Annotated in this window: 7 protein-coding genes and 1 tRNA gene; 3 read left to right on the top strand and 5 right to left on the bottom strand. The window is 62.1% G+C overall.

Annotated elements, in window-relative coordinates; all coding sequences use genetic code 11:
* Positions 1 to 163 precede the first annotated feature (163 nt).
* The gene (locus tag ACLHHB_RS04110; protein WP_410217016.1) at positions 164 to 286 is read left to right on the top strand and encodes a hypothetical protein; all 123 of its coding nucleotides are present in this window, start codon (positions 164 to 166) and stop codon (positions 284 to 286) included.
* A gap of 50 nt (positions 287 to 336) precedes the next feature.
* Here the strand turns inward: ACLHHB_RS04110 and ACLHHB_RS04115 are convergent.
* A tRNA-Leu gene (locus ACLHHB_RS04115) sits at positions 337 to 420 on the bottom strand.
* A 110-nt stretch (positions 421 to 530) separates the two neighbouring features.
* Positions 531 to 1466: a lipoyl synthase gene (gene lipA, locus ACLHHB_RS04120; protein ID WP_410217022.1), complete on the bottom strand. Its 936-nt coding sequence runs from the start codon at positions 1464 to 1466 to the stop codon at positions 531 to 533.
* Positions 1467 to 1696: 230 nt separating this feature from the next.
* On the opposite strand from lipA, the gene ACLHHB_RS04125 reads away from it, so the two are divergent.
* Positions 1697 to 2245: a peroxiredoxin gene (locus ACLHHB_RS04125; protein ID WP_410217017.1), complete on the top strand. Its 549-nt coding sequence runs from the start codon at positions 1697 to 1699 to the stop codon at positions 2243 to 2245.
* A 56-nt stretch (positions 2246 to 2301) separates the two neighbouring features.
* Here the strand turns inward: ACLHHB_RS04125 and ACLHHB_RS04130 are convergent, their stop codons facing one another.
* Positions 2302 to 3210 (bottom strand): LysR substrate-binding domain-containing protein, encoded by a 909-nt coding sequence (locus tag ACLHHB_RS04130; RefSeq protein ID WP_410217018.1) that lies wholly within the window; start codon positions 3208 to 3210, stop codon positions 2302 to 2304.
* 96 nt (positions 3211 to 3306) lie between these two features.
* Between ACLHHB_RS04130 and ACLHHB_RS04135 the strand changes: the two genes are divergently transcribed.
* A complete protein-coding gene (locus tag ACLHHB_RS04135) occupies positions 3307 to 4797 on the top strand; it encodes a catalase (protein WP_410217019.1) in 1491 nt (496 codons plus the stop codon).
* A 78-nt stretch (positions 4798 to 4875) separates the two neighbouring features.
* On the opposite strand, the gene ACLHHB_RS04140 is transcribed toward ACLHHB_RS04135, so the two are convergent.
* Both ACLHHB_RS04140 and ACLHHB_RS04145 read right to left on the bottom strand, forming a co-directional pair.
* On the bottom strand, positions 4876 to 6675 hold the full coding sequence (locus ACLHHB_RS04140; RefSeq protein WP_410217020.1) for a TRAP transporter large permease subunit: 1800 nt from the start codon (positions 6673 to 6675) through the stop codon (positions 4876 to 4878).
* The coding region (locus ACLHHB_RS04145) for a TRAP transporter small permease subunit (RefSeq protein ID WP_410217021.1) at positions 6672 to 6988 on the bottom strand (317 nt) is incomplete at its 5' end. The genes ACLHHB_RS04145 and ACLHHB_RS04140, both read right to left, overlap by 4 nt.

Here is a 6988-nt window from a genome sequence, read left to right on the forward strand (position 1 = left end):
ACGTGCGGCCCGAGCTTGATGGGGAAGGGCAGGCCCTGCTCCAACGCCGCGTTCCGCAACAATGCCCATCCACTTACTGCGCTATGCAGCCACGGCGGAGGTGACAGCGGCAGGATGTAGCGACGAACTGATTGCAGCCATCATCGGACACAGGACAACTGCCATGATTACGAAATATGCCGGCCCTGCATGGCAGCGCGCGCGGGCGAAGGAAGCTCAAGCAAGGCGCGAAACGAACGCAGCACGAACAGAAAATGTTGAGAACGATGTTGAGAATGGCAAGTAACGCTCATTCATCAGTCCCACCAGCAGAGCAAAAACCTAGTCGGAAGAGCGTGGTAGGGGCGGTCGGACTCGAACCGACACTCATTGCTGAAACGGATTTTGAATCCGTCGCGTCTACCATTCCGCCACGCCCCCAATCTCTCGGCACTCTTCCGGCAGAACCCTTTCGGGATTCGGCTACCGGTAATCCGGTCCGCCGCGTTTTGCAAGATGCGACATGGCATCCTGCCCCTGTAAGTTGCAGATCAAGCGCGTCCCAGCTTCGCCAGCCTTGCGTCACGCAACTGCACGAAGTCGTCCCCGGCATGATAGGATGATCGCGTCAGCGGCGTGGCGGACACCATCAGGAAGCCTTTGCCATAGGCCGACTTTTCATAGGCGGCGAACTCTTCCGGCGTGACGAAGCGATCCACCCGATGGTGCTTGGGGCTGGGCTGCAGATACTGACCGATGGTGATGAAGTCGATATCGGCCGCCCGCATGTCATCCATCACCTGCAGGACACCTTGCCGATCCTCGCCCAAACCCACCATGATCCCCGACTTGGTGAACATGGCGGGATCCAGCTCCTTCACGCGCTGCAGCAGCCGAAGCGAATGGAAATACCGGGCGCCGGGACGCACGGACGGATACAGTCCGGGCACCGTTTCCAGGTTGTGGTTGAAGACATCCGGACGTGCCTCGACGACGATTTCCAGTGCGCCAGGCTTCGACTTCAGGAAATCGGGTGTCAGCACCTCGATGGTCGAACCGGGGGACCTGTGGCGGATGGCGCGGATCGTCTGGGCAAAATGGTCGGCCCCGCCATCATCCAGATCGTCACGGTCAACGCTGGTGATCACGACATGGTTCAGGCCTAACTTCTGCACGGCATGGGCAACGCGACCTGGCTCGAAAGCATCCAAGGACTGCGGACGCCCGGTGGCGACGTTGCAGAAGGTGCAGCCGCGCGTGCAGATCTCGCCCATGATCATCATGGTGGCGTGGCCTTGGCTCCAGCATTCGCCGACATTGGGACAGCCGGCCTCCTCGCACACGGTCGAAAGACGGTTTTCACGCAGGAGGTCGCGCGTCTGCTTGTATCCGGCCGAGGTCGGCGCCTTGACCCGGATCCAGTCCGGCTTCTTAGGCTGGGCCTGGTCGGGACGATGCGCCTTTTCGGGGTGGCGCTGATCGGGCATCCTGAGGTCGCGCAAGGGTCTGGTCCTTTCAGTCGCGGTTCGGACAGAAATAGAGATAAATCCTGCCTTTGGCAACGCACGCGGCGCCGGGTCTGCCCATGTTGCATGGCAGCCATGCCCCAACACCCATGCGGCGCTGCGGCATTGTTCTTGCCGCATGGCAGCATTACGGTTGGAATGCGAATGCCATGTTGGCTGTTTGCATGACATCATCATCCACAGGAGTCCCGATGAAAACCGGATCGACCTTGCCCGACGTCACCTTCCGCACGCGCGTCCGTGACGAGTCGATTGGCGGCCAGAATCCTTATCGCTGGCAGGACATGACCACGGCCGATTACTTTGCCGGCAAGCGCGTCATCCTGTTCTCGCTGCCCGGGGCCTTTACGCCCACCTGCTCGACCTACCAGCTGCCTGGGTTTGAAAAGGCGTTCGGCCAGATGCGTGACCTGGGCATTGACGCCATCTATTGCCTGTCCGTCAATGACAGCTTTGTCATGAACCAATGGGCCAAGGCTCAGGACCTGCAGAACGTAACCGTCATTCCCGACGGATCGGGAGAGTTCACCGACAAGGTCGGCATGCTGGTCCGCAAGGACAACCTGGGGTTCGGCCCGCGCAGCTGGCGCTATGCTGCGATTGTGAATGACGGTATGGTCGAGGCGTGGTTCGAAGAACCGGGCCGCTGCGACGATTGCGCCGACGATCCTTATGGTGAAACGGCGCCCGAGGCCGTTCTGGCTTGGCTGCAGACGGCACGGGTTCCGGAACCGGCCTGAGCCTCGACAGGCAAGGGGGCTGTTGTTGCAGCCCCTTTTTCATTTCCCCTGCCCCTTCAATGATCGTCCAGCAGGGGGCGTGCGGCATCGGCCAGAATGCGCGTCAGATCGTCAAACCAGCCTTGTGCCGGAGTCGAGGCTCGTCTGATCAGCAGCACCTGACGTGAAGGTGCGGGGTCGGGGAATGGGAGAACAGCCAAGCCGGGCGCGGCCGCCGACTCCTGTTGCAGCGCGATCCGCGGCAGGAACGTCAAGCCCATTCCCTGCGCCGCCAAACGGCATAATGTCGCCAAAGACGCCGCACCAAGATCCAGCCGGCTTGTCCGGCGGCTCAGGCCGCAGACCTCCAGTGCCTGATCGCCCAAACAGTGCCCTTCGTCCAACAGCAGCAGTTGCCCTGGATCCAGCGCCTCGGGCACCAGGGCGTGGTCCCGCAACGCGGCAATCCTCGACACGCTGCCCGCCAGCAGAAAGGGATCCGTGAACAGGGAGACGGCAACAAGATCCGAGCCCTCCGGTGGCGTTGCCGCAACGATGGCATCCAGGCGCCCGGCCTCCAGTTCCTCGAACAGCTTGTCCGTCTGCGCCTCACGCAGGTGCAGGTCGCGTCCGATATCGGCCGCACGCAGGACGGGCAGCGCTTCAGGCAGCAGGTAGGGCGCCACCGTGGGGATCATGCCCAGCAGCAGGCGCCCGCCCTGCCCCGGTTGCCGAAGGTCCTGCTGCATGTCCGTGACGGCGGCCAGCACCTTGCGTGCATGACGCTGCAATGTGCGCCCCTGTGGCGTCAGTACGACACCGGCCGAAGTTCGTTCGACCAGAGCGGCACCCACGATGTCTTCCAGCGCTCGGATCTGCATGGACAGTGCAGGCTGGGTGACATGAATGGCTTCGGCAGCACGGCTGAAATGCGCATGTTGCGCCAGCGCCAGGAAATACCGCAGCTGTCGAAGCGTGATGTTCATAAGAATCTCTGATCTATTTTCATAGAATTAATAATTTCTCTTTATCCACGTGGCGCGCCATCACGCAATCAGAAACCAGCAGTTAAAGGATCATGAATGAGCCAGCACGACCAGACCCGTCGTCCCCGCATGACGACCACGGCAGGAGCGCCGATCGCCTCGAACCAGAACAGCGAAACGGCCGGTCCGCGTGGCCCGCTGCTGATGCAGGACTATCAGCTGCTGGAAAAATTGGCGCACCAGAACCGCGAGCGCATCCCCGAGCGGGTCGTCCACGCCAAGGGCTGGGGCGCGTTCGGGACATTCACCGTAACTCAGAACATCACCCGATACAGTTGCGCCTCGATCTTCTCGCGGATCGGCAAATCGACGGAGATGCTGGCCCGATTTTCGACGGTCGCGGGGGAAAACGGTGCCGCCGACCATGAACGCGACGTGCGCGGCTTTGCGTTGAAGTTCTACACCGACGAGGGCAACTGGGACGTGGTGGGCAACAACACTCCCGTCTTTTTTGTGCGCGACCCGCTGAAGTTCCCGAACTTCATCCACACGCAAAAGCGTCACCCGCGCACGAACCTCCGCAGCGCTACCGCCATGTGGGACTTCTGGGGCCAGCATCCCGAATCGCTGCACCAGGTGACGATCCTGATGTCGGACCGTGGCCTGCCACAGGACCCGACCTTCATGAACGGCTATGGCAGCCACACCTATTCCTTCTGGAACAAGGATGGCGAACGCTTCTGGGTCAAGTTCCACTTCAAGACCCAGCAGGGCCACCGCTTCCTTACCAACGGCGAAGCGGCCGAGATCATCGGCCACACCCGTGAAGGGTATCAGGAGGCACTTTTCGGCAAGATCGAGGCCGGACAGTTCCCGCGCTGGAAGATGTTCGTTCAGGTCATGCCGGAACTGGATGCCGAAAACACGCCCTTTGATCCGTTTGACCTGACCAAGGTCTGGCCGCACGGGGACTATCCGCTGATCGAGGTGGGCGAATTTGCCCTGAACCGGAATGCCGACAACTATTTCGCGCAGATCGAACAGGCGGCCTTCAGCCCGTCGAACAAGGTGCGCGGCATCGGTTATTCGCCGGACAAGATGCTGCAGGCCCGCGTCTTCAGCTATGCGGACGCCCATCGCTATCGCCTTGGAACGCATTACGAGCATCTGCCGGTAAATGCGCCGAAATGTCCGGTGCATCATTATCACAAGGACGGCCAGATGAACTTCTTTGGCCACCAGGCAGGCAATGCGGACGCTTATTACGAACCCAACAGCTTTGGCGGCGCAGTCGAGGACCCCTCCTTCGCCGAGCCTCCGCTGAAGGTTTCCGGAATGGCGGGGCGCCATCCGCATCAGCAGCAGCTGGACGACTATTCCCAGCCCCGCGCGCTGCATGACACCGTGCTGAACGACGAGGAACGTGGTCGCTTGTACCGCAACCTTGCCGCCGCCATGGAGGGTGCTGACGAGGTGGTGGTTCAGCGGGCCTTGGGCCACTTCGATTGCATCAGTCCCGCCTATGGCAAGGGCATCCGTGCGGCCCGAGCAGCACTGGTGCGAAAGCACAGCCACGCGGCCGAATGAAACCGGACAGCCCTGCCGGACGACAGGACTGTCCTTGGTGTCTGTAAAGGGAAAGGGCCGGACGGCCGGCCCTTTCTTTCAGTTGCCCGAAAGACCCGGCGGCGGCCCGCCAAAGCCCAACCCCATCCCGCCGGAAGAGGGTGCAGGCGTGCTCCCGGTCGCAGGCGCATCTTCGGGCTGTGCCGTCGCCGGCTGTTGCTGACCAAAGGGCGAGCCGCCCAGCCCACCCAGAGTGCCGAAGCCGGTGCCGCCCTGACTGCCCTGCCCCAGCCCACCCATCGGTATCTCGATCCGGACATTCGATGTGTCGGCGACAGGTCCGCGATAATGCATGACCATGCCGGGAAAAGCGACGACGCCGGCGATCATCAGGATCTGCAACCCGACGAAAGGCACGGCACCGCGATAGATATCCAGCGTGCTGACGGCCTCCATTTTCAACCCCGTGATCTTGTCGAGGTAAGATTTCCGAGGCGCGACCGAGCGCAGGTAGAATAGCGCAAAGCCGACCGGGGGCGTCAGGAACGACGTCTGCATCGTCACCGCAAGGATCACCCCGAACCAGACCAGATCGATGTCCAGCGCGTTCGCGGCCGGGATCAGCAGCGGAACGATGACAAAGGCCAGTTCGAAGAAGTCCAGAAAGAACCCCAGCACGAAGATGATGAGGCAAGCCGCGACCAGAAAGCCGATCTCGCCTCCGGGCAGCGCCGTCAGCAGGTCCCGGATCCAGATATGCCCGTTGATCGAATAGTAGGTCAGCGAAAAGACAGTCGCGCCGATCAGGATGAACATCACGAAGGACGACAGCTTGACCGTGGACAAAAGCGCCTGGTTCAGCACATCGAAGCTGAGGCGTCCCTTGACCAGCGACAGGATCAGCGCACCCATCGCACCCATCGCTCCGCCTTCGGTGGGCGTGGCAATCCCGAGAAAGATCGTGCCCAGCACCAGAAATACCAGAGCCAGCGGCGGAATCATCACGATGATGACCTGATGGGTCATCGGCGACAGCAGGTTCACCCGCAGCCACTTGTCCAGCAGCGCCAGAACCAGCAGCACCACAACGGTCAATGCTGCCGACCAGATGGAGGCATTGGCATAGCCCGCACCCTCGATCAGTCGGGCACCTACGTAATAGGAGAGAATCCCCAATCCCAGCATGACCAGCAGCGACCAGCCGCCCGAACCGAGGCTCCGTGCCTCGGCCGGCAGGGCGGGCATGGATTTGGGGCGCAGCAGCGACATGGTCATCACGTAAAGGATATAGATCCCCGTCAGCGTCAGCGCCGGCACCATGGCGCCCTTGTACATGTCGCCCACCGACCGGCCCAGCTGGTCGGCCAGCACGATCAGCACCAGCGACGGCGGGATGATCTGGGCCAGCGTGCCCGACGCCACGATGACGCCGCTGGCCAGCCGCTTGTCATAACCATAGCGCATCATGATCGGCAGCGAGATCAGGCCCATCGAGATCACCGAAGCCGCCACCACCCCGGTGGTTGCCGCCAGCAGTGCGCCGACCAGGATCACGGCATAGGCGAGGCCGCCCCGCACCGGCCCGAACAGCTGGCCGATCGTGTCCAGCAGTTCCTCGGCCATGCGCGACCGTTCCAGCACGATCCCCATGAAGGTAAAGAACGGGATGGCCAGCAGCGTGTCGTTGCGCATGACGCCGAAAACCCGGTCCCCAAGCGCCCCTAGAAGGTTCCATCCCAGGTTCACCTGGTCGCTGAGCGGCGTCAGGAACACGCCGAAAAAGAAGAACAGCAGCCCATTGGCGGCCAGCGCAAAGGCGATGGGATAGCCGAACAAAAGAAAGACGACCATCGAGAAGAACATGATGGGCGCCAGATTGTGGGCGATGAGGTCGATCACGCGCGGTTCTCCGGGTCGGCGGGCCGGGATGCGGCCGATTGTTCCTGCTGCAGGCCTGCCGTCATCAACCCGGCCTCTTTCAATCCCGCCTCGTGGGGCGAAACATGATGGGAAGGATCGGGGATCACGCCGCGCATGACCGCCACTTTCTTGATCAGCTCGGACAGGCCCTGGGCGAACAGCAGCCCGAAGCCCGCCACCAGGATGGCGCGCGCCGGCCACAGCGGCAGGCCGCCCGCGTTCATCGACACCTCGCCCGTGCGAAGGCTGCCCATCAGCGCTGGCCAGGTCAGCCACAGCATGATGCCGATGA

The organism is Paracoccus sp. (in: a-proteobacteria), assembly GCF_046462195.1.
Classification (GTDB): Bacteria; Pseudomonadota; Alphaproteobacteria; order Rhodobacterales; family Rhodobacteraceae; genus Paracoccus.